Source organism: Dokdonia sp. R86516 (assembly GCF_044596715.1).
GTDB lineage: Bacteria > Bacteroidota > Bacteroidia > Flavobacteriales > Flavobacteriaceae > Dokdonia.
Genome location: NZ_CP138998.1, coordinates 2,539,604 through 2,557,790 on the forward strand (window position 1 = coordinate 2,539,604; position 18,187 = coordinate 2,557,790).

Here is an 18,187-nt window from a genome sequence, read left to right on the forward strand (position 1 = left end):
ACAATAATCTTGTGAAGCGAGCTGATAGTAATAGTTCTTAGTTTATTTATTATTAGTCATTTGATCAGCCATAATAACTGCGTTGTGCGCATTTAAAATGCTACTTGAAGAGCAAAGATCTGAGAAGTCAACTTTTTTGTTATAACTACCTGGAGCATTTACTTGCATATTAATTTTTGTTCCTGAATTGAGGATGATTTCCTTGACTTGGGTTGCTGTTAGACTTGGATAATAAGAACGTATTAATCCTGCAACACCTGCTACCATAGGTGCAGCCATAGATGTTCCGTCTTTAAAATCGTAGTCATTATTAGGAATTGTCGCGTAGATAGAATGTCCTGGAGCAAAGATGTCAACATTAAGCTTCCCATAGTTTGAAAAAATACTTACTAGATTTTCTCCATAATAACTATTTGTTGCACCAACAACAATAACATTATTTGAAAATTCAGTTTTTAGATTTTTAGAATCATTAGGATACTGAAAATTTTTATCAAGATTTATGTTTTCATTACCAGCCGCAATGACAATTAGGACATCATTTTTTGCAGCGTACAATATTGATTCATAAACGAGTTCTTTATAGGGTGAGAATTCCTTCCCGATACTGGCATTTATAATCTTAGCACCATTGTCTACAGCGTATCTTATAGAAAGGGCAACATCCTTATCATGCTCATCACCACCAGCTCCATTTAATCTTACTGGCAGTATAAGGCAGTTATCAGTTATTCCATTGATACCTTTTTCATTATTTCTAGTCGCAGCTATTATCCCCGCTACATGCGTAGCATGCTCTTCATTATCTATGTTATTGTTAAGACTATTACTGCCGTATTGTGTGTCTTTTATGTCGGTAAGATTATCTCCTAGGGTCGCTCTTAAATCTGTTGTTATGCTATTCCCAGAAATAAGAATACTATCGATTTCTAATTCTCTTCTATTAGACTTTATACGATTTACTATATGATAAGGGATGTCAATATTTATAGGTTCATGCCTTGCATATTTCTGGCTTATTTTCTCAATAATTTCTATATGTTTTCTAACCGTCTCAATCTCTTTATTGAGGTTTGCATTTGTTGTTTCTATCGCCAGTACTTCCTTTAAGGTGTAGTCTGGTTTTCCTAAATGTGAGGAAAATGCATCATGTGATTTTTCAAGATTTACTAATCTATTTTGTACGACTTTGATATTCTTTTTAGCTCTCTTTAATCGAGATTTATAAGTCTTTTGAGCTTTAGATATTATGGATTTATTTTCTGCAAGAGACTGATTCATTAGTATTCTTTCATGTTCGAAGTTCTGAAAGGTCAAATCTCCAGCAAAGTTCCAGCCATTAATATCATCTATAAATCCATTCTTATCATCGTCTATATTGTTGTTTACTATTTCATTGGGATTCACCCAAATTTTGTTTTTTAGATCTTCGTGTTTTAAATCTATACCCGAGTCTATAACGCCTATTATTACTTGGGAATTTTTTTTGTTTTTTAAGAAAGAATAAGCTTTTTCTGTGCTAATCCCAGGAATAGAGTCTGTAGTCAGATCCGCATGGTGCCATTGTTTAAATTCAGCATTAGTTAGCTTTTTATTTGTTTGCGCATGGATGGTTACTAAGCCAAATACTACAACCAGAACGGGTAGCATGTTTGAAAATGTTTTTTTCATAATTAGAGAGAAGACCACTGTCTTGTAAAGCTAGCATTTATAGGAACTAACTTTTTGATTGAAAGAGAAGTCTTAATTTTTGATTGATGATTGTGATGAATTAATCAAATCTACTTAAACTAAATTTTATAAAAAAACTTTAATCTGTTCATTTAAAACGGCTTACACTTGTAAGTGCGATGTCATTAATCTTTTATTTACATTTTACAATAAGATAGTAAAACGCATTATTTAATATTTACAGGTGTTGTTTCTCCTTCAACGATCTTACCATCTGCTAATTTTATTAAAATCTTGAATTTAATATTAGCTGACGTCTCGTTTTTGTCTGCTTAATTCAATATATCCAGTTCAGACCGTAAATTACTGATTGCTTGTATTTCATATTTATCTTTAAAGAAACTAGTTTTAAATATGGAATCTAATTCAAGCATATGATTTAGCACTTTTTTCCTTCCTTTTCTGTACATGAAATCAGGATAGATTTTATACTCTTTCCTGATATTTTGTGAATACTTACTGTATTCATTTTCACTTTTGCCTAAAATAGATAGATCTAAATCTAAGAGAATATTTATGTCATTATCTGAAGATAGTTGGTGTTCTTTTGTAGCCTCAATCTGCACTACGCATTCCTCTATATGATTAAAAGAGGTTGCAGAAATTCTCTCTTTAAAAACCAGCGCGCTTTTGTGTTCATTATCACTTTGATTTGCTTTGTACACGATGTCGTGGTAATAAATGGAAAATAGTAACGCGTTTATGTTGTTAACTTGAGATTCAACATGCTCCAAATCAGAAATCATGTTTTCTAAATGTTCAAGATTATGATAATGACGAGATTTAGATGAATAACATTTCTCTATCTCATTCCAACATTCCAAGTTGTAATTGTTGTTATCAGAAAACTTTTCAATGAGATTTAGAAATTTTTCTTTTAGCATCTTCTTATTCTATTTATTTCAAAATACTCTTAAAACAGCAACCTATGTTTTTTCGAAACTTATTATTATTAATATGTTGCTTAAATTTACAAGTAATTATAGTGAAGTATACGCTTTCGCGAAAGCGTAATAATAACACAGCAATCGCTTTTACAAAATCAACTTATTTACGAATCTGTAACTTCTGAGTTCTTCTTTAAAATTTCAAACACACCCAAGATCAAAATCGTCATAATAATACCTTAAAGGGATATCATACCAGTGCTAGAAGCAAGTACGTCAATGATTGCGTTATTACCATTTTAAGAAAGAGAACTACTTTTAATATTAGTTGTAATAGCCAAAATGTCCAAACTCAATACTTTCATATCAATTTTGGACATTATATCAACTTATGTGTTTTCTAGAATATCGAATATCCAAAAATAAGAGATAAGGTTTTGTACTCTGAAGACCAAGATTCATACTCACCTAAAAGTTCTCTATTAGTGTTATATCTTATTTCTAAGCTGTATTTGTCATTTTGTTTAAACCCAATTCCTAAAGCAAGATTACCTGTTGTATTAACATCTAAGGAACTCAAACTTGAGCCATCACTTCTTGTAAAGTCAATGGATGAATTAGAACTTAAATCTAAAACATAAGAAGCGTTTAAAAATATTTTAGAATTTTCGTTTAGAAAGAAATAATGACGTAAACCTATTGGTATTTCAATAGAGCTATAATCTGCAGTTGCAGTTAGTTCTCCACCTGACACATTATCAGAATTAGAAGTTAATTCAGATTTGTAACTTTGATACGTAGGTTCAACTATAATAGACCATTTATTATTATTGTATGGAAGAACGAACTCTGCCTCAATTCCAAAACCAAATCCTATTTCATTATCAAAATCAGTGTCTCTAGTATTAAAAATAGAGTTTTGAATCGTCAGTCCAGAACTATTGAGGCGGGGTCTTATTGATAAATTAAATCCATCTCTTTTTATCTTACTTCCATAACTTACAAAATCTTGATTTCCACATTTGTTATATTTCTCAAAATAATTAACAAGATCATTTTCAGTATAATTTACTCTCTCAATGTTAGTCATATTTAAAGTTTGACATTTTAACTCATTGTATAATTGTTGTCTAAACGTATTGTTTTCTATAATATTATTTTCTGTTGATTTATATTTTTTGAAAACTAGTTGTCTAATGTTTGAAGATTCAGTTTTGTAAAAAAATCTTTTAATATTACCATCCACATATTTAAACAAGGTAGAGTTCCCTTCAAGTAAAACTTTTAGAAAAAGAACTTCTTCATTAAAAACAGGGTTCCTGTTGAAAGTTAGATTTCTAATTGTCTCACTTGATCTATCAATGTTCACTATACTTCTGATATATTTTGAGGTATTGTCTATTCCAAACTCTTTAGTTTGTTCTAAAGCCCTTTTTTGCACCTCGCCTTCTTGACTGAGTTTAAATTCAAAATTAATTGGGTTATTTTTCCAATCAATATTTTTAATCAGGCAAATTGTTTTTTCGTTATTGTTATCGATATAATAACCTTTTTCAAAATAATTTTGAGAATAAGATTTGATACTTAAAATCAAAATAGGGAGAAGTAATAATAATTTTTTCATTATTTTTTAATTAGTGTTCTTGATATTAAAATTTAAATCTGCTAGGTAGTCTTCATTTATCATCTATAATTTTCTAAAGGCTGATTACTGAAATGTCGTCACAGAAAAATTTAGAAAACACGAATGCTAATCTACCATCTTTTTTTTGAAATACCCTACGGATTTCCTTATTTTTAGTAATATTGAAAATTGATTTGAATATTTATGTAGAAAATTACAGTTTGTGTTATTTGAAGATTAGGTGTGAATAGCCTCTTGAATTATTTGACGTTAAAGCCCTACCCACCAATCAATTCATAAATATTACCGTCGTTAATTGCCGAAATCGGCAAGAGCTTCTTATCTAAAGTTGTTGTTTTGTTCTTACCAATAGTCGACACTCTTTTACCTTCTATGAAATTTGAGCTAATGTTACCGGCTCCATCTTTTGCGGCGTTGCCGTAGTTGTTGTATTCAGAGCCTATGAGCATATAGTCGTTGTATGTTTTATCATATTTGATTTTTAACTCATAGTCATGTCTCATCGATTCGTGCTTCACATTGATCACATTGGCTCTGGCAACTTTTATCCTACGGTTAGGGTTTACATGTAAAAAGGCCGAGGTCAAATTTCCGGTTTGGCTTTTGAGTACAAAAGAACCATCTGCTTGGCCTTCAAAAATCGCAAGTCGCACATCTTTTGTGTTTGAGTAGTCTCTGTCGTTTTTTCCGCTGGCTAGTAATACCGCATAATCAGAAACGCCGTCTTTATTAAAATCTGACATTACTTTATTGAGTTCATTTCTAGAAATCACAAGTTCATAATCGCTCGGGATGAAATCATTAAAACGCTTGATTTTACTTTTGACTTCTTCTATAGATTTTATTGTGGGTTGTACAACTTCCTTTTTCTCTGGAAGCTGCTCTTTCTTTTCGGTGTTATTGCAAGAAATTAATACGATTGAAAGGAGTAGAAGTGTTAGTCTGTTCATGAGTGTGGTAATCTAAGGTCGTAAATGCTGTTACTGGGTTATTTTAATACTAGGTGTTGCTGGTTGATTTGCTACTTTACAAGCGCTTTTTGCACTTCAAGTGGTCTATCGGTTGCAAAGACGTCTATGCCAAGCTTTGTCCATTCTTTATAGAGTACATCGCCTCTTGCTTTGGCCTTTTTATCAAGGTTACCTAACGTACCTAGCATACACATCACTCCCTTTTCATGCAATTTGGCATACAGTGATGGATTTGATTCTATGGTTCCCGTAAAAGCCACCATATTTTTCCATGGAATGCCAGAGCTAGCAGCTGTATCAAACTCTTTCATATTTCTAATGCTCACAGAAAGTACAACCTCAGGATTTAACTTGTAAAGTTGCTGTGCCGTCTCCATAGAGTAAGTAATAATCACCGATTGCGCTAAGGCATCATTTTCCTCTATGAAACGGAGTACAAGTTCTGGATCAACGCTGCGCTTAATGTCAACCGTGAGTATAGCATTTTCCTTTTTTGCCCAGTCTAACACATCTTTAAATAATGGGATTTTATAATTAGTAATGGAGTCAAAATCATCTTTGAGGTGGAGTTGTGATAGTATTTCCCAATCTTTTTGATTAACTCTTCCAGAGCCTGTTGTTGTTCTTTCCAGCGAACTGTCATGCATAAGAAATAGAACGCCATCTTCACTACTTGCCACGTCAATTTCAAACAACGCGTTTGGAATAGACTCTTTGATGTATTTCATGGTTTCTAAGCAGTTCTCAGGGTAGCCTGCATAACTTTTACCACCGCGATGCGCACTGATTAATGTTTCGCCATTCTCAGTATAACTGAAGAACTCTTGTAGCGTATTTGTTTTCTCTGTAGACGGATTGCATCCTGCAATAAGAATTCCAACAAGGAGTAGGGGAAGTAGTAGTTTTTTCATTGGTGTGGTTGAGTGTGATGAATGTTTTTTTGTTTTCTTATTTAGCCATAATCTTTTTGTAAATAATATTATCGTTATCAATAACAATTTTGCATAAATAAACTCCTGGAACCATAGAAGTATTTGAGATTTTTATAGAACCTGATTGTTGTGATAAGTTTTCTCTTCTCATTAATTTACCATGAATAGAATAAATTTCAACAAGAACATTTGAATTTTCAATATAATCACCAATTATATTTAATTCATCTTTAAAGGGATTTGGCCAAATGTTGAGACTGTTATTATTCATAGCAATCTTACCTAAATTAAGAGTCAATGGAGAACATTCTGTATCTGTGGTAATAGAGCTATTCAATATAGGGCTTAATTCTACAATTGATAAAGAACCTAAATCAAACCAGTCATATATATCGACATTATTTATGTCGTTTGTTCCCCAGTAATTATTTTGTGCATTAATATCTAACTCTCCAGTTTCGTTAAGATTATTGATTTGATAACTAGTTTCATTATCCAAAAAATTGTTATTAGAGATTACTCCGCTAAAGCGATTTAAACTTAATGTTGAGACTGCTGAATTGTCAAAAAAGGTATTGTAATTAATTCGATAAGCATCAAAACTAAGACTTCCCCAAATGTTTATTATTGAATTATTTAAGGCAACATTACTTTTGAAAAAATTATTATTTAAGCTAAATGTAGTTGTGTAAGAAATCTGGTATTCAAACTCAACAACATGACCAGAAGACGTAGTGTTTTCTAAAAAAGCATTATTCTTGATATTTATAGTGTAAGGATTGTACCCATTCCTCATATACAGAGCACTATTTTTGTTTCCTGAGTTTTTTGAAATACTATTGCATGTTATATCAATATCAAAGCCTCCATCTATATATAGTCCAGCTCCATTAGAAGAAGTATTATTTTCAATTGTATTCTCTTTTATTTCGATAGTACCACTACCACTACCACCAGCCGAATACACAAAAATGGCATTCTTCGAATTAAAACTGATATTGTTATTAATAAATTTTAAAAGGCCATTACCAGAAGATTCAATCTGTATACCACCACCGTTGTTGTTATTTAAAGTTGAGTTTATAACTTCAATATCATTATTATTTAGATAGTTCGGTGAAATAATTCCAGCACCATAATTATCTGATATAGTACAATTATCTATTTTCGGGTTGGCATTATTAATATAAATACCATCTGAGCCACTGTTAGTAAAAGTAGAAAACTCAATATGAGGGCGAGATTTATTTATGTTGAGTATTCCTAAATCAAGACCACCACCATAACTAAAATTACAATACTTAAATATTGATCCATCTAGGTAATTTCCTTCAGAGTCATAATTAGCATCTATTGAAGTGTCACTAAATAAAATGTGATTCCAATCGCCATTATTCGGTGAAGTATTGTTTGAAGTAAAGGTTATCTTTTTATCAGGACTTCCTATAGCTTTTAGTTCACCATCAACTTGAAACGTTGTTCCATTTTCAAATTTGATAATTACACCTGGTTCAATTGTAAGAGAAACTCCATCTGCGACTAATGTATTTCCAGTAATTATATATGGTGAATCTTTTAGCAGCCAATTGCTATTATCACTAATATATCCACTTATTGTTGTCTGACATATTGAATTGAAAGAAATGAGTAGTAAGATTGAAAGTAATTTTATTTTCATAAATAATTTTTGATTGTGATGAATGATTTGTTCGTTGCTTTGTGGTAAGAAAGTCTAGACCTTACCTTACAAAGGTTAGAACCCGCTTATTCTGTAATATATTGGTGTTCAGAATAGTTTGAATTTGAGTTTGATGAATCATAACTCACTTTTGTGACGTAACCTTGTTCGTCATATTCTAAAAAATGACTATAAGTTTCTCCATTGTTTCCATTGTAAGTGGCGGTCAAAGGATTATCTCTCGATACCTCAAGACCAAATATCATAAAGAATGTACTGTGCTCATATTCCATGACGCTTCCATACGGATCTAGTTGTTTGCCAGAATCAAAATCCGAATATTCAAAACTATCAAAACCAGTAGTATTGGAAATAAGTTGATTGTTTGAATTACGAGTAAATATTTGTTCGAAGAGGCTACTTGGCATTGACGTTGAGTAGAACTTTGTTGAGTTTACATAGCCGTTAGAAAATTCAATTTCTAAGGTTTTATCACTGGCGTCAGAGACAAGAATTATGCTATTATTAGTTAGCGTTATGTCATTGTAGTTAATGGTTTCATCTATTCCATTTGGATTAATTACATCTGTGTAACGAGTAATTCCGCTTACATTGCCATTGGTGTAATTAACTGTAAAAGTTCTATTTAAATAATCAACCTCATTTAAGGTAACAGATTCAATCTTGTTTTCACTATTGTAAAATACTTCTTGAGTTGAAGATAATACCCCATCGTAATAACTGTTTGTTCTTTTGTAAAGCTTAAGAGAAGCATTAGTTTCTTCTTCCAGGATTGTAGGACTATCATCTGATGAACATGCTAATAAAGTGAAGCTAATGAGTACTAAAAGAAATAATTTTTTCATGATTATTTTTTGATTGTGATGAATGGTTTGTTAGTTGTTTGGTGATAGTAAAGTCTCGTATAAGTCTTACCGAGTGCAAATTATAAAATTACTTCCTGAAATAATATTACCCTTTTGTAACATTATTTGTTGGCGTCTAATTTCTCAAATATTTGATATACAATCGCAGTATGAAGTATCCATAAAGCAATCATGATTGGGTTAATCCCAAAACTGCCGATCCCTATTTTAAAAGCTGTATAGAAAAAATTTAGAAATCCCAAAGCACCTATTAATAATACTAATCCAAAGACAACGTAGTACATCATCCTTTTTTTGAAATATAAATAAGTAGAAATTATAACAGCACTTAAGCCTATATAATGTTCGAGTGTAAGTGTATAATTTGTAGTAGCAATCACTACGAACGAGATTACTAATAATATGATTGATATTGATAATGGTATAATGTCAAAATCTACTTTTTTCATATAGGTTAAACTATTATTAATAAGTTCTCATATTAATTCCTTCGCCATCATAGAATCAGGAAGACCCTAAGATGAAAACTATGGATCAAAATTAGCTTAAAAGCCTATTCTGAGCTTAGCCGAAGTAGACTTTTTTTAGTTCAGTTCTTTGTTGTGCTTAGTTTTTATTCAGTTCAGTTTTTATTTTTTCGTACAGTTTCTGCAATAGTAATTCCGAACTTTCAGATGCATTTAATTTTCCGCTTTGAAATTCAGATATTATTGCAAAATTTGGCATAATATCAATGTCATTCGATGGTTTTAGCAAAGAATCAATTGTCTGTTTTGTGTTGTATTCCGTAATAGAATTTAACTTAGTTTTTAAGTTAGCCTTTTCGTATTCAAATCGGTCTGTTAATTTTTTTTTTCGAGTTCGTTTTCTCCAACTGATTTAAGTTTGTTAATCAACGAATCCACAATACGATTGTGTTTAATTGCAGAATAATAAATCATTGCAGAATTTTCTCCATCATATTTTTTAATCCGTTTCGAGTTAATTTCATTAAAGATTTTTTCTATTTTTTTCTCCTCAATATTATTTAAGCTATCCAACTTAATTCCCATTGTCGAAAATGAATTTTCAACCTCTTTTGTAAGTTGATTACAAGAGGTAAAATTTAGGATTAATATTATTAGCAGAATGTTTTTCATCAATTAAGCACAACGGTATTGTATATGAAAAGTAGCGGGTTTTAAGCACTAACTTTTCGGATTATAAGTGACTGAAATTTATAAAATTCATTTTCGTTTAACCCCTTAAACCGCTATTTTTTATATATGTTGTTATCTCTCGTTATTTAGTATTTTGTTTGATTATGTCTTCAATATCATCTTGTAACATCTTATAAATCCAGTTACGAATTACACAAAGTTTGTCTACTTCTTTAGTGTTTAATCTATCTACGGTACGAACAGGATACTTATTACTACTATAATCATTGATTTCTAATATAAAATCTAGTGAGAATGCTTTTATGAATTTCAGTTTATCTTTTTTAAATGCTTCGCTTTCTTTTCCTCTATCTTTAAAAATAGTTTTATAATCACCTTTTACAGAAGTTTTGTATCCAAATCCGTCCCATTTTAGGTCATCAAAATTTCTTATATAGAAGAAATATTCATTTGGAATTGCTTTGTAGTATTTAAAACTATCTTTTATTGTTGGGAAGAAATGCTCAACAAAATCCAGATAAGAATTTTCTAAGTATTGATAGAACTTATCAATGTACAATTTGGCTTTTTCTTCGCTATATTGATAATTTCGTATTTTATGAATATTAAATTTTTCCTTTTTTTCTCTACGAAGTTTTTCGAATTCTTTAGTATCCGAAATTGTTAAGTCTGGACAAGGCAAATGATGTTCCTTTAAAATATGATAACCTTTGTCAAGCAAAATATTAACTATTCTATATAGCTCTTCAAATGGTGGGAAGTCACCAGTTATATTTAATTTAGGAATCTCTATTTTATTTAATAGAGCATCTTCAACTACTTTTTTTAATTGTGTTCGGTCAATACTTTTTCTCTTATAATATTCAGTTACTATAAATTTATAAAGTCTGTCTTTCAAGACTTTTAAGTCAATCGGATAAATTGCATTGAATCTTGGTAAATAATAATCTTCAATTTCAAAATTATAACCTAACTTTTCATAATAGACATAAAGTATTGAAGAAACCTTTTCTAGAAGTAGTATATCAGAATTATTGAAGCTTAGTTTTCCTTTTTCTATTATTTCTTCTAACTCCTTGTATATATCTTTTTTTATAACATTAATTTGATTAGCTACTAATAGCTTGTTGTTACTACCATACACTGAAATAACACCTCTGTCGAAATACAGATTTTCACCATTTTTACCAGAAAATGGATCTTTTAAGCAGTGGTGTTGGACTCTATTCTCTTTTACTAAATCTACAGGTAAAAGAGCAAAACCGTCTTCGTAAATAAGATCTTCTGGTAGTATAATACCAATGTCACCAAATGTTTCAGGATTAAACTTCTCTTTAAAATTTTTAAAATTAGAATGAATGTAATTTTCATAACCTATTACATATTCCAAAGCTTTATCTTTCTTGAATTTAGATAATGTATACAAATGAGAAGAGCTTGCATTTTCTATATAAAATGCAATAGCACTTTTTCCTATATGATTTTCATAGAAATCACTTAGAACAGTATAAAATTCTTCATCGCTTAACTTATCAAGTTTATATGAATGATAGCATATAACGAAATCACGAATTTTTGAATAGTAAAATGAAATATTATAAGAATCTTCTTTATTTGACTTTATTAGTATGTTCCTTGAAAATAAATCTTCGGGTATTTTTTTATCAAGTGAGAAATCTAATTTTTCAAGAAGATTATAGGCGTCAAGACCTTCATCCTTATAGGATTCCCATGAAGTGTATTTATGACCAAGTTGAATAGCACCAATTTTAGAAAGAATTCTAATAGCATTTAACTTGTCAATATCTGTTTTATTAAGAGACTGATTTAAAAATTTTTTAATTAACTCTTTATTATTTATTTTTTCTGGTATCTTCTTTCCATTATAAACTTCACTAAATATTTTTAAAAAGAAACCATTTTTCAGCTCCTTTAGCAATGAATTTGTTATTACTCCTTTGAAGCCAAATGCTTTTTGATACAACGGGACAATACCTTTTAATTCTTTATCTGTAAAATCATTTAAAACGAATGCTGGAGAATTATTTAAACTACTTACTTTATTATGTGATTTTTCTAATTCTTCAAATAGATGAGTTGGAGTATTTTTGATTTTTATAATTAAATTCCAAATATTTGATTTACAGCTAATAACAATTTTGACTTTATTTAAGTTTTTAGAAACTAGAGCTATATCGCTTAATTCTTGAGAAATATTTGAATTAGTGCTTTCATCTATAGCATCAATGAATACTAATATTTCTTTGTTTGCATAATGCCCTAATCCATCTAATTTTTTTAAAACAACATCTGTTTCTACTCTAGTTGAAAAAGCGATATTCAGATCTTTGGAAATACACTCCATTGGTGAGGTAATAATGGCTGCATTATAAAAAAAAACAAATTTTTCTTCTAGATTTTGAAGAGCTAAGGAACAAATCGCACTTGTCTTTCCTACTCCTGCATTGCCAACTAAACCAAAAATGGAACAATCGGAATTAATAAAATTCTTAAAAGAACTTTGAAGTTCGTTGCGCTGTACATGTAGTTCTTTGACAAATTTAGAATATGGACTATCTATACTACCAAAAATTGAACCCATTCTTTCTCTAACTTGTGAGTTACAAAAGAGTTTTAAGTTTTCTGGTGAAAATGCAATAAAGCTTCTGAGTGCTTCATATCTGATTCTTAAGTCATCATCTTCAGATAAAGTGCAACCATTTTTCCAGAAAGGAGATAGTTCAGAAATATTATTGTCAAATATTTCTTTTTTAGTAATTGAATCAAAAACCCTTTTTATTTTTCCATTAGTTATAATTGTAAAAGGAGCTATTTCGTCTAATAATCTTGCATAGGAAATTCCTTGATCGATATCATCATCAGTGATAGAAATCGAGTGATTTTTCACCTCAATTACAAATAGGTTCTTATTATTTCTTTTGATAAGAATATCTGATCTTCCTCTAGCATACTTTTTCCTTCCAAGTCTTATCTTGAACCCTTTCTCTAATGAAATTTCAGATACATCAAATCCTAAGTCATTTAGGTATGGTAATATTAGTTTACCTGTTATATCTTCTTCTGTCATAAGCATATTTCCAATCTATCCGATGATTTTGTTATTCTAATGAGAGATAACGGTTGTGTATATGGCTCGTAGCGCTGAAAAAACGCAACTACCATTCGCTTAAACTCAAGCCGAATTTTTAAATTTCACTAATTATTTTCTATTTTGAGAATTGTCAAATTGGCAACTTTCCTTAACGCACAAACCATAGTCTTAGCTTAGATCTGCTCTTTTTTTAAACAAATTTTGAAAATAATTACTCAATAAGTGTTAGCTCATTTAAGTTTTTATTTACAGACCATCTTTTGTATTTATCCAATACATTTTTTCCTAATAAATTATCAGTCTCATTAGGCATTATTCCAAAAATCACATTTTGTATAATGTGGTTTCCAATTTTCATTGATTTGATATTAATTCTATCACAATATACCTGTGAGCCATCGGCTAATATGTAATAGCTCTTTTCTAGATGTGTGATGTTATCATTTGATGCACTTTGTATTTGATCCATTATGTTATTAGAAATTATTGATTCACTAGCTCCTGTATCTAAAATGAAATCAATATCAATTTCATTGATCTCAGCATCTAAATGATACGACTCTAGATAATTTAATAAAGGAATCTTTATATGTTCATTATTTGCCTCAATCTCCTTATTAACAACGACTGCGCTTAAGCTTAATGATAAAGTGAAAAAAATGATAATGATGGATAGCCATTTAAAAAAATATCTAGGCTTTCTATTTTTCTTTAAATCAGCCATTAGGGTTTGGAATTTTTGTTACAATTTGTTTTATAAAATCATCATACCATATAGAATCCATTTTACCATTTAAGAACTTAAATAAAGGTTTATAAATTCCAAAAAGCCATAATAGAATAGCAAAGCAAAACTTTAAGTATATCAAAGCTAAAGCAAATGCGATTGGTCTCAATAAAAATTTGATTATGAAAATATGAATTCCCAATTTCTCACATTTTGTATTCATACTTCTAATATTAAATAGCACTTTGAAAATTGTGCCATCAAAATAATATTCTATAGAAATAAAAACGATAGAATAAAAAGCAATAGTTATGTAGGTAATACTGTCTGGAATTTCTGGCGTAAAAATCTTTACAAAATGAATTGTTAGATATATAAAAGCGAAGAGTAAACTATAATCTAGAATGAAAATAAGTGCTCTTTTTCTAAGTTCAATCATTTCATAATGATTTACCGGTCTTTCTAAATAGTCTGAACCTTCAATATTGAAGCGTAAAAAAGGATTTTTACTTTTTATTTTCATTCTTTATGTTGTTGAAGTATTTAAAACAATGAGTATTTTCAAGCAATCTAATATTTAAGACTTCTATTATAAATCTATATAAATTGAACCATTAGTATAAGATACTTCATCTCCAAAAATTGAATCGTTGCCACATCCTCCTCCATAATTATTGGTAAAAGAAAATGTCGCAATAAATTCATCTTCATTGTTTACCGTTACATTAATCATAGGATGATCTATATTTACTCCAAAATAGTCGCATGTGTTGCTATTGGAATTTGTTCTAAGATTAAATTCTCCTATAATAGTACCATCAAAAGAATCTCCTGTGTAGCCTAATTCTACATCAAAATCAACTATTATATCTGATTGATTATTAATTCTGGCCTCTACTGTGAAATAATCTGGAAATTCATCATCGTTTGCCGTTCCTTCAAAATGCTTAACGACTGTGAAAGTATTGAAAGAATAGTCAGTTCCATTAATAGTTACTTCAATTGTACTTTCATTTGTGTTTTCTAAATCACTGTCATCACTTGAACAACTTGTGAAAATTAATAAGCCAATTAAAACTAGATAAATTAAATTCAGTTTTTTCATTCTATTGATTGCGTTTGTTATATTACAAGTTCTATCCCCAAGAAATCTACCAAAACCCCCACCACAAACCAATGAATATCAGTTCATAAAAAGATTATTTAAGATTACCATTTATTGCTGTAAATAATCAATACCTACAAGCAAACCACTAATCTACCACCTCAAATCCAAACTGCCATACGGTAATCCTCATTTATAGCGAAATAATTGAAAATAAGTCACTTTACTTCAAAAGGATATCAATTTTCGGCAGCAGTCACGCTCTAAAAACCACCCGCTAAACACATTACTCATAAAAGCATAAGGATATAATGCGAGACATTTTCGCGTAAGCGTACTACACCCACAATGCTATAAACGCCTACTGGCTGTAAGGTTACAGAGCAGTTGCCGACAGATGTGTAACAATTAAATCCTACACGCGCTATGTCAAAAATCTGGTTTCTTGAAGATGTAAATGTTTTTAGCGTGTTGTGTCCCCATAAAACAAAGCAGTATAGAAAACGGCATAACTTCTCACAATACGGGAAGCAGGACTTTATTTACTTTGAGGAGGATGCGGCAAATAAGGTGTACTTGATAGAGAAGGGTAAGGTAAAGCTGGGCTACTATGCAGAGGATGGTAAGGAGGTGGTGCGGGCGATACTTACTAAGGGCGAACTCTTTGGCGAGAAGGCAATACTAGGGGAGGAGTCGCGCAGTGAGTTTGCACAGTCTATAGATGCAAAAACCTCGGTATGCCCCGTACCGGTGTGCCAGATGCAGGAGTTAATGCGCAATAACCACAGCTTTAGTCTTAAGGTGTATAAATTTCTCGGGATCAGGTTTAAAAAGTTAGAACGCCGTCTGGACTTGCTACTCTTTAAAGATGCGACCACACGTGTAAAGGAATTTATGACAGAACTAGCCGAAGATTATGGCTATTGCTGCCCAAATACGGGAGATACGGTGATCAAACATCCATACACTCAAAAAGATATCGCGAGCCTCATAGGCACCTCAAGACCTACGCTTAATGCGATTATGAACGAGCTTAAGGCAACGCAGTTTTTAGAATTTTCTCGCAATGAAATTCGCATAAAAGTGGCATAAAATCACCAAATGTAAGCTAGCTTACATTTAAGCAATCTTGATGGTTTTAGTTTTACACTATTAAATAAAAAAAACTATCAATAATGAAAAAGCAACTATTAATGGGATGCTTCGCTCTAGGAGCTATCCTTGTATCGTGTGACTCTGACGACGATACAACCACAAACGCAATCACACCAGAAGCTGGCACGCTAGCAGGAGGTCCTTTTACCTTCTTTGTAGATGGAGCTCCAGATATGGTAACGGGCGTGACACTCACTGGCGAACTAGCGGGAGATGTGACTACTTTTGTAGTGACAGATGACTCTAAAAACATCTTAGGAATCCCACCTACGCTTGAAGCGCTGGAGGGTGTAAACTTTGACGATGCTGGTGTGGGTGCTTGTTACATCTATCACCTTGCGTATCAAGATGGCTTGAGCGGACTAGCAACGGGTGAAAATCTTGATGACTTTGCAGGAGATTTTGAGCTCTCTAACTTTCTTGTAGTAAACCGCAACGCGGGACCGCTTGCTGCCGAAATCGTAGGAGGGCCTTTTGAGTTTTGTGTAGATGGTACGCCAGATATGGTGAGCGGTTTATCACTTATGGGTGATTCTGTAGGATCAGAGAGAAGCTGGGTGATTACCACAGACACTGGCGAAATTTTAGGATTACCACCTACGCTAGATGCAGTGCAGGGTGTAAACTTTGACGATGCAGGAGCAGGAATCTGCCTTATCTGGTACCTACGTTATGAGCCAGGACTAGAAGGGCTAGAAGTGGGCGCAAATGCAAATGACCTTACGGGAGTTTTTGATCTATCTGAACCTGTAGAAGTAGTACGTAACGAGGCCATCGCTGCCGAAATTACTGGAGGTCCTTTTACCTTTACCGTAGACGGCACACCAGATATGGTAAGCGGGCTAGGTCTTACGGGAGAGAGCGTAGGCGCTTTAAATAGCTGGGTGATCACTACAGATACTGGAGAGATTCTGGGATTACCACCTACACTGGCTGCGGTAGAGGGCGTAAACTTTGACGATGCTGGGACGGGCGTTTGCCTTATCTGGTACCTGCGTTATGAGGAAGGACTTACCGGTCTTATGGTGGGTGCAAATGCAAATGACCTAAGCGGTTGTTTTGACTTATCAGAACCTGTGACGGTTACTCGTAATTAAGTATAAAAAAACGTAAGTTTAATGCGTGTGTACGACTCATCGTACACACGCATTTTTTTATTCCCTATGGCTCAGAAAAAAAGATTTAGTTGGCAAAATATATTGTTCATCATTGTGATTCTCCTGCTTATTATCCCGCAGACGAGGACTCCTATCCAAGTGTCAATAAATAAGGTGAAGGTGGCGATATTTTCTCCGTCCGCTTTCGCGAAAAAGGACCAAACTCAACTCCAGTCTTTTGATTATAAAGTAAGCTCGCTAGAAGGAATCCCAGCCGAAGTAGGCGTAGGGAAGGGCAAAGTGACTTTTATAAGTTACTGGGCAACATGGTGCCCTCCGTGTATTGCCGAACTACCATCTATAGCCGAACTGTATGCAGATTATGGAGATAAGATTACGTTCTTGCTCATCACAAACGAAGATCCTGAAGTAGTCAAAAAGTTTATGACCAAAAGAGAACTAGACCTCCCAGCAGTTTTACCTGCGATGGAAACACCGGAGTTACTTTTTGAACGCTCGATACCTACGAGTTACATCATCGATCAGGAAGGAAATATAGTGGTAAAAGAAACAGGCGCCTCAGACTGGAATAGCGATAGCATAAGAACCATCATAGACAACCTACTCGGCGAAGATTAATCTTCTACCCGCCAGAATATAAACGGAATTTCCATTTCCTCTGAAGATATGGTTGCCGTAAGCACATCATCAAAGTAAGAATACCTAATCACCTTCGGGAATTCATTTTCAGGATTTACTGCTGTAAATGACTTACCGTCATTCTCGGTAATCTTAAAAATAGTGGGCGTTTCATTAAGACCGCTTATGTATAGTTGCCACTCGTTTTTCTTTTGTACAAGACGTATGCGCTCGTTAAAAACGGTGTCCTCGTCTTCTAAGGTGTACCCATGACCACGTAGCTCCGTAGCAGTAACTGTTTTCCAGTGTTCAAAGGTCTCGCTGCCGCCTTTACTATTAGTGCGCTCCCAGTCTCCTAATAAATAATCAAACGGTGTGGTAGGTTTTTGCACAGGAGCTTTCTCCTTACAAGCGATACAGCTCACTACTAGACAAGAAATGATAAGAATATGTATGCGCAT

17 protein-coding genes are annotated in these 18,187 nt (G+C 32.3%); 3 read left to right on the forward strand and 14 right to left on the reverse strand.

Features of this window, described 5'->3' with window-relative positions; all coding sequences use genetic code 11:
- Positions 1-42: 42 nt before the first annotated feature.
- From SJY23_RS11380 to SJY23_RS11440, 13 genes are all read right to left on the reverse strand, one after another.
- Positions 43-1,671, reverse strand: a complete 1,629-nt coding sequence (locus SJY23_RS11380) for a S8 family serine peptidase (RefSeq protein ID WP_396596432.1) — start codon at positions 1,669-1,671, stop codon at positions 43-45.
- A 332-nt stretch (positions 1,672-2,003) separates the two neighbouring features.
- On the reverse strand, positions 2,004-2,615 hold the full coding sequence (locus SJY23_RS11385; RefSeq protein WP_396596433.1) for a hypothetical protein: 612 nt from the start codon (positions 2,613-2,615) through the stop codon (positions 2,004-2,006).
- A gap of 403 nt (positions 2,616-3,018) precedes the next feature.
- The gene (locus SJY23_RS11390; protein ID WP_396596434.1) at positions 3,019-4,242 is read right to left on the reverse strand and encodes an autotransporter outer membrane beta-barrel domain-containing protein; all 1,224 of its coding nucleotides are present in this window, start codon (positions 4,240-4,242) and stop codon (positions 3,019-3,021) included.
- 278 nt (positions 4,243-4,520) lie between these two features.
- Positions 4,521-5,213 carry a hypothetical protein gene (locus SJY23_RS11395; RefSeq protein ID WP_396596435.1) on the reverse strand — a complete coding sequence of 231 codons (693 nt, stop codon included), beginning with the start codon at positions 5,211-5,213 and terminating at the stop codon, positions 4,521-4,523.
- Between the two features lie 71 nt (positions 5,214-5,284).
- Positions 5,285-6,145 (reverse strand): glycerophosphodiester phosphodiesterase family protein, encoded by an 861-nt coding sequence (locus tag SJY23_RS11400; RefSeq protein WP_396596436.1) that lies wholly within the window; start codon positions 6,143-6,145, stop codon positions 5,285-5,287.
- Positions 6,146-6,182: 37 nt separating this feature from the next.
- On the reverse strand, positions 6,183-7,844 hold the full coding sequence (locus SJY23_RS11405; RefSeq protein ID WP_396596437.1) for a right-handed parallel beta-helix repeat-containing protein: 1,662 nt from the start codon (positions 7,842-7,844) through the stop codon (positions 6,183-6,185).
- An 86-nt stretch (positions 7,845-7,930) separates the two neighbouring features.
- Complete coding sequence (locus SJY23_RS11410; RefSeq protein WP_396596438.1) at positions 7,931-8,710, reverse strand: hypothetical protein; 780 nt, start codon at positions 8,708-8,710, stop codon at positions 7,931-7,933.
- Positions 8,711-8,832: 122 nt separating this feature from the next.
- Positions 8,833-9,180, reverse strand: a complete 348-nt coding sequence (locus tag SJY23_RS11415; RefSeq protein WP_396596439.1) for a hypothetical protein — start codon at positions 9,178-9,180, stop codon at positions 8,833-8,835.
- A 393-nt stretch (positions 9,181-9,573) separates the two neighbouring features.
- Positions 9,574-9,870 carry a hypothetical protein gene (locus tag SJY23_RS11420; protein WP_396596440.1) on the reverse strand — a complete coding sequence of 99 codons (297 nt, stop codon included), beginning with the start codon at positions 9,868-9,870 and terminating at the stop codon, positions 9,574-9,576.
- A 142-nt stretch (positions 9,871-10,012) separates the two neighbouring features.
- A complete protein-coding gene (locus SJY23_RS11425; RefSeq protein WP_396596441.1) occupies positions 10,013-12,979 on the reverse strand; it encodes a type I restriction enzyme HsdR N-terminal domain-containing protein in 2,967 nt (988 codons plus the stop codon).
- A gap of 235 nt (positions 12,980-13,214) precedes the next feature.
- Positions 13,215-13,727, reverse strand: coding sequence for a retropepsin-like aspartic protease (locus tag SJY23_RS11430; RefSeq protein ID WP_396596442.1), 513 nt, complete (start codon positions 13,725-13,727; stop codon positions 13,215-13,217).
- Positions 13,720-14,253, reverse strand: coding sequence for a hypothetical protein (locus tag SJY23_RS11435; protein ID WP_396596443.1), 534 nt, complete (start codon positions 14,251-14,253; stop codon positions 13,720-13,722). The genes SJY23_RS11430 and SJY23_RS11435 overlap by 8 nt, the downstream gene beginning before the upstream one ends.
- A 66-nt stretch (positions 14,254-14,319) precedes the next feature.
- A complete protein-coding gene (locus tag SJY23_RS11440; RefSeq protein WP_396596444.1) occupies positions 14,320-14,835 on the reverse strand; it encodes a hypothetical protein in 516 nt (171 codons plus the stop codon).
- Positions 14,836-15,261: 426 nt separating this feature from the next.
- Between SJY23_RS11440 and SJY23_RS11445 the strand changes: the two genes are divergently transcribed.
- The 3 genes from SJY23_RS11445 to SJY23_RS11455 all read left to right on the forward strand — a co-directional run bounded on the left by SJY23_RS11445 (position 15,262) and on the right by SJY23_RS11455 (position 17,726).
- Positions 15,262-15,927, forward strand: a complete 666-nt coding sequence (locus SJY23_RS11445; protein WP_108878658.1) for a Crp/Fnr family transcriptional regulator — start codon at positions 15,262-15,264, stop codon at positions 15,925-15,927.
- An 83-nt stretch (positions 15,928-16,010) separates the two neighbouring features.
- Positions 16,011-17,087 carry a hypothetical protein gene (locus SJY23_RS11450; protein ID WP_396596445.1) on the forward strand — a complete coding sequence of 359 codons (1,077 nt, stop codon included), beginning with the start codon at positions 16,011-16,013 and terminating at the stop codon, positions 17,085-17,087.
- A 114-nt stretch (positions 17,088-17,201) separates the two neighbouring features.
- Positions 17,202-17,726 carry a TlpA family protein disulfide reductase gene (locus SJY23_RS11455; protein ID WP_396596446.1) on the forward strand — a complete coding sequence of 175 codons (525 nt, stop codon included), beginning with the start codon at positions 17,202-17,204 and terminating at the stop codon, positions 17,724-17,726.
- Here SJY23_RS11455 and SJY23_RS11460 read toward each other — a convergent pair.
- Complete coding sequence (locus SJY23_RS11460; protein WP_396596447.1) at positions 17,723-18,187, reverse strand: hypothetical protein; 465 nt, start codon at positions 18,185-18,187, stop codon at positions 17,723-17,725. The genes SJY23_RS11455 and SJY23_RS11460 overlap by 4 nt on opposite strands.

What these genes read in the sequence shown, in the direction of transcription:
- SJY23_RS11380 (WP_396596432.1), bottom strand. Translation starts at nt 1,671, where the DNA reads ATGAAAAAAACATTTTCAAACATGCTACCCGTTCTGGTTGTAGTATTT.
- SJY23_RS11385 (WP_396596433.1), bottom strand. Translation starts at nt 2,615, where the DNA reads ATGCTAAAAGAAAAATTTCTAAATCTCATTGAAAAGTTTTCTGATAAC.
- SJY23_RS11390 (WP_396596434.1), bottom strand. Translation starts at nt 4,242, where the DNA reads ATGAAAAAATTATTATTACTTCTCCCTATTTTGATTTTAAGTATCAAA.
- SJY23_RS11395 (WP_396596435.1), bottom strand. Translation starts at nt 5,213, where the DNA reads ATGAACAGACTAACACTTCTACTCCTTTCAATCGTATTAATTTCTTGC.
- SJY23_RS11400 (WP_396596436.1), bottom strand. Translation starts at nt 6,145, where the DNA reads ATGAAAAAACTACTACTTCCCCTACTCCTTGTTGGAATTCTTATTGCA.
- SJY23_RS11405 (WP_396596437.1), bottom strand. Translation starts at nt 7,844, where the DNA reads ATGAAAATAAAATTACTTTCAATCTTACTACTCATTTCTTTCAATTCA.
- SJY23_RS11410 (WP_396596438.1), bottom strand. Translation starts at nt 8,710, where the DNA reads ATGAAAAAATTATTTCTTTTAGTACTCATTAGCTTCACTTTATTAGCA.
- SJY23_RS11415 (WP_396596439.1), bottom strand. Translation starts at nt 9,180, where the DNA reads ATGAAAAAAGTAGATTTTGACATTATACCATTATCAATATCAATCATA.
- SJY23_RS11420 (WP_396596440.1), bottom strand. Translation starts at nt 9,870, where the DNA reads ATGAAAAACATTCTGCTAATAATATTAATCCTAAATTTTACCTCTTGT.
- SJY23_RS11425 (WP_396596441.1), bottom strand. Translation starts at nt 12,979, where the DNA reads ATGACAGAAGAAGATATAACAGGTAAACTAATATTACCATACCTAAAT.
- SJY23_RS11430 (WP_396596442.1), bottom strand. Translation starts at nt 13,727, where the DNA reads ATGGCTGATTTAAAGAAAAATAGAAAGCCTAGATATTTTTTTAAATGG.
- SJY23_RS11435 (WP_396596443.1), bottom strand. Translation starts at nt 14,253, where the DNA reads ATGAAAATAAAAAGTAAAAATCCTTTTTTACGCTTCAATATTGAAGGT.
- SJY23_RS11440 (WP_396596444.1), bottom strand. Translation starts at nt 14,835, where the DNA reads ATGAAAAAACTGAATTTAATTTATCTAGTTTTAATTGGCTTATTAATT.
- SJY23_RS11445 (WP_108878658.1), top strand. Translation starts at nt 15,262, where the DNA reads ATGTCAAAAATCTGGTTTCTTGAAGATGTAAATGTTTTTAGCGTGTTG.
- SJY23_RS11450 (WP_396596445.1), top strand. Translation starts at nt 16,011, where the DNA reads ATGAAAAAGCAACTATTAATGGGATGCTTCGCTCTAGGAGCTATCCTT.
- SJY23_RS11460 (WP_396596447.1), bottom strand. Translation starts at nt 18,187, where the DNA reads ATGCGCATACATATTCTTATCATTTCTTGTCTAGTAGTGAGCTGTATC.